A 3,064-nucleotide genomic window follows, 5' to 3' on the forward strand; every position below is an offset into this window, starting at 1 on the left:
CGTCGGCGACCATCTCGAGCAGCAGGTGTACGGCGTCGAGCGGCGCCCGGCTGCGCAACGGCCGCGGCACCGCCCGGTAGAACGCGGTGAACGACTCCATGACCACGTCGTGCCGGTGCCGCAGGTGGGTCTGCTCGTGCGCGATCACCGCGGCCACCTGCTCGGCATCGAGGACCCGCAGCGCGCCGTCACTGAGCACCACCCGCGGCGAGCGCCCAGGCAGGCAGTACGCGAAAGGCAGCGGCCCGTCCAGCACCCGCAGCCCGGCAGGCACCTCGGCCGGCAGCTCGCCGTGTCGCTCGGCACTGTCCAGCAGGTCGACCAGCAGCCGGTGCCGGGACCGGCGCGCCCGGGACCGGATGCTCACCCGGACGAGCGACACCAGCAGCCGCACGATGATCACCGCGGCAATCACCAGCGCGAAGATCAGCGCAGCCGCTCCCACCGGCCGGTCCGAACCCAGCTCACTGACCAGCTCCTGCGGTCCGGCCAGCACCACGCCCAGCGCGCAGAGCACCCCGGTGAGAGTGATGCTCTGCCAGAGCGCGACGGCCGCGGCGGGCGCGCGGTCAGGCCAGCGCGCGCCGGCCAGGATGCCCGGCACGACCAGCGACAAGGTCAGCCCCAGCGCACCGAGCAGCAGGGCGGTCACGGCGCTACGCCCGGGTCCTTCCGTGCCGCCTCGATGGCGGCGGTCAGGGCCGACGGGTCGATCCGGCCGACGAAGTGCGCCAGGGCCGCGTCGCGGACGCCGTCGGGAGCCGCGCTGAGGGCGTCGAGCATCAGGGCGGCGGTCATCTCCTCCCGCGACTGCGCGGGGGCATAGCGGTACGCCCGGTCGGCGCGCTGCTGGGTGACGACACCCTTCTTGGCCAGCCGGTCCAGCACGGTCATCACGGTCGTGTACGCCAGCTCGCGGTCGCGGCTCAGCCGTTCGTGCACCTGGCGCACGGTCAGCGGCTCGCCGGCGTTCCACAACTGCGTCATGACCTCACGTTCGAGGTCTCCCAAAGCCATGTGACCCACTCTACTGCACAGCGTCGTACTACGAGGCGTAGTATCTACTACGGAACGTCGTAGAGGGGGCCATCCGTGGACGTGCTCGAGCTGACCCGGCTGCAGTTCGCGGTCGTGACGATCTACCACTACTTCTTCGTGCCGCTGTCGATCAGCCTGGCCGCGACCGCCGCCGGCCTGCAGCTCACCTGGCTGCGTACCGGTCAAGAGCGCTACCTGCAGCTCACCAAGCTGGTCGGCAAGCTGCTCATCGTCACCTTCGCGGTCGGCGTGGTCACCGGGCTGGTGCAGGAGTTCCAGTTCGGGATGGGCTGGAGCAACTTCGCCCGCTTCTACGGCGACGTGTTCGGCCCGACGCTGGCGATCGAGGGGATGCTCGCCTTCTTCCTGGAGGCGACGTTCCTGGCGCTCTGGTACTTCGGCTGGGACCGGCTGCCGCGCAAGCTGCACGCCGCCACCATCGTCATCGTCGCGGCCGGCACCGTGATGTCCGCGTTCATCATCCTGGCCGCCAACTCGTTCATGCAGAACCCGGTCGCGTACTCGCTGGACCCGGTGACCGGGCGGGCGCACCTCGACGACTTCGGCGCGCTGCTGCTCAACAAGGTCAACCTGGCCGCGTTCCCGCACACGCTGGCCGGGGCGGTGATGGCCGGCGGGTCGCTGCTCCTGGCCATCGGCGTGTGGCGGCTGCGGGCCGGGGGCGAGGCGGCATTCCGTACGCTGGCCCGGCTCGGCGCCTGGCTGACGCTCACCGGGGGCGCCCTCACCGCCCTGACCGGCGACCACCTCGGCAAGGTCATCACCGAGGTGCAGCCGATGAAGATGGCCGCCGCCGAGGCCCTGTACGCGACCACCACCGGCGCGCCCTTCTCGGTCTTCGCGGTCGGCGGCCCGGACGGCGGCGAGCCGTTCTTCAGCCTGGAGATCCCCCGCCTGCTGTCCATCCTGGCCAAGGGCGACCCCGGCGCGACCGTGCAGGGCATCGACGACCTCCAGGCCCAGTACGCCGCCCAGTTCGGCCCGGGCAGCTACATCCCGATGATCCCGGTGGCCTTCTGGACGTTCCGGCTGATGATCGGCATCGGCATGCTGGCAGCGGCCGTCGCGGCGTACTACCTGTGGAGCACCCGGCGCGACCGGCAGGCGCACCGGCTGCTGATCCGCTTCCTGCCGCTGATCCCGATCCTGCCCGCCGCGGCCAACACGTTCGGCTGGATCTTCACCGAGACCGCCCGCCAGCCCTGGCTCGCGTTCGGCATCTCCCGGGTCGCCGACGGCATCTCCCCCGGCCTGACCCGCGGCGAGGTGCTCGTCTCCCTGATCGGCTTCGCCGTCGTCTACGGCATCCTCGCCGTCGTCTGGCTGCGGCTGGTCCGCCACCTGTCCCGGCAACCGCTCGAAGCCGCCGCGCCCGCCGCATCCGCCGGCGAGCAGGCCCCCGAGCGCGAACCCGTCCCGGTCTACTGAGGAATCACCATGATCACACTCTGGTTCGCGCTGGTCGTGCTCTGCTGGGTGCTGTTCTTTGTCCTGGAGGGCTTCGACTTCGGCGTCGGCCTGCTCTCCCCGGTCGTCGGCCGCGACGACCACGAGCGGGGAGCCGTCGTCCGCACCGTCGGCCCGTTCTGGGACGGCAACGAGGTCTGGCTGGTCGCCGCGATCGGCGTGACCTTCGCGGCCTTCCCCGACTGGTACGCCGCCCTGCTCTCCGGCCTCTACCTGCCGATGGTGGCCCTGTTGCTGCTGCTCGCCGTCCGCGGGGTGGCGCTGGAGTTCCGCGGCAAGGGCGACGGGCCACGCTGGCGCCGCCGCTGCGACGCGGCGCTGGCGGCCAGCTCGGCCGGCATCGTGCTGCTCTGGGGAGCCGTGCTGGGCGTGCTCACCCACGGCCTGGCCCTCGGCCCGGACGGCCAGGTCACCGGTACGGGTCTGAGCCGCAGCACCGCGGCCCTGGTCAGCTGGCCGGCCCTGGCCGGGGCGGGCGCGGCCCTGTTCGCCGCCCTGCTGATCGGGGCGATGTTCCTGACCCTGCGCACCACCGGCC

4 protein-coding genes are annotated in these 3,064 nt (G+C 71.9%); 2 read left to right on the forward strand and 2 right to left on the reverse strand.

Features of this window, described 5'->3' with window-relative positions; all coding sequences use genetic code 11:
* Together AB0C29_RS40945 and AB0C29_RS40950 are read right to left on the reverse strand one after the other, a co-directional pair.
* On the reverse strand, positions 1 to 652 hold a 652-nt coding region (locus AB0C29_RS40945), incomplete at its 3' end, for a M56 family metallopeptidase (protein ID WP_360832490.1).
* A complete protein-coding gene (locus tag AB0C29_RS40950; RefSeq protein WP_360832493.1) occupies positions 649 to 1,017 on the reverse strand; it encodes a BlaI/MecI/CopY family transcriptional regulator in 369 nt (122 codons plus the stop codon). The genes AB0C29_RS40950 and AB0C29_RS40945, both read right to left, overlap by 4 nt.
* Before the next feature lie 75 nt (positions 1,018 to 1,092).
* On the opposite strand from AB0C29_RS40950, the gene AB0C29_RS40955 reads away from it, so the two are divergent.
* On the forward strand, positions 1,093 to 2,487 hold the full coding sequence (locus AB0C29_RS40955) for a cytochrome ubiquinol oxidase subunit I (RefSeq protein WP_360832496.1): 1,395 nt from the start codon (positions 1,093 to 1,095) through the stop codon (positions 2,485 to 2,487).
* 9 nt (positions 2,488 to 2,496) lie between these two features.
* Positions 2,497 to 3,064: cytochrome d ubiquinol oxidase subunit II (gene cydB / locus AB0C29_RS40960; protein WP_360832499.1), on the forward strand; the 568-nt coding region annotated here is incomplete at its 3' end.

The organism is Actinoplanes sp. NPDC048791 (assembly GCF_040650095.1).
Classification (GTDB): Bacteria; Actinomycetota; Actinomycetes; order Mycobacteriales; family Micromonosporaceae; genus Actinoplanes.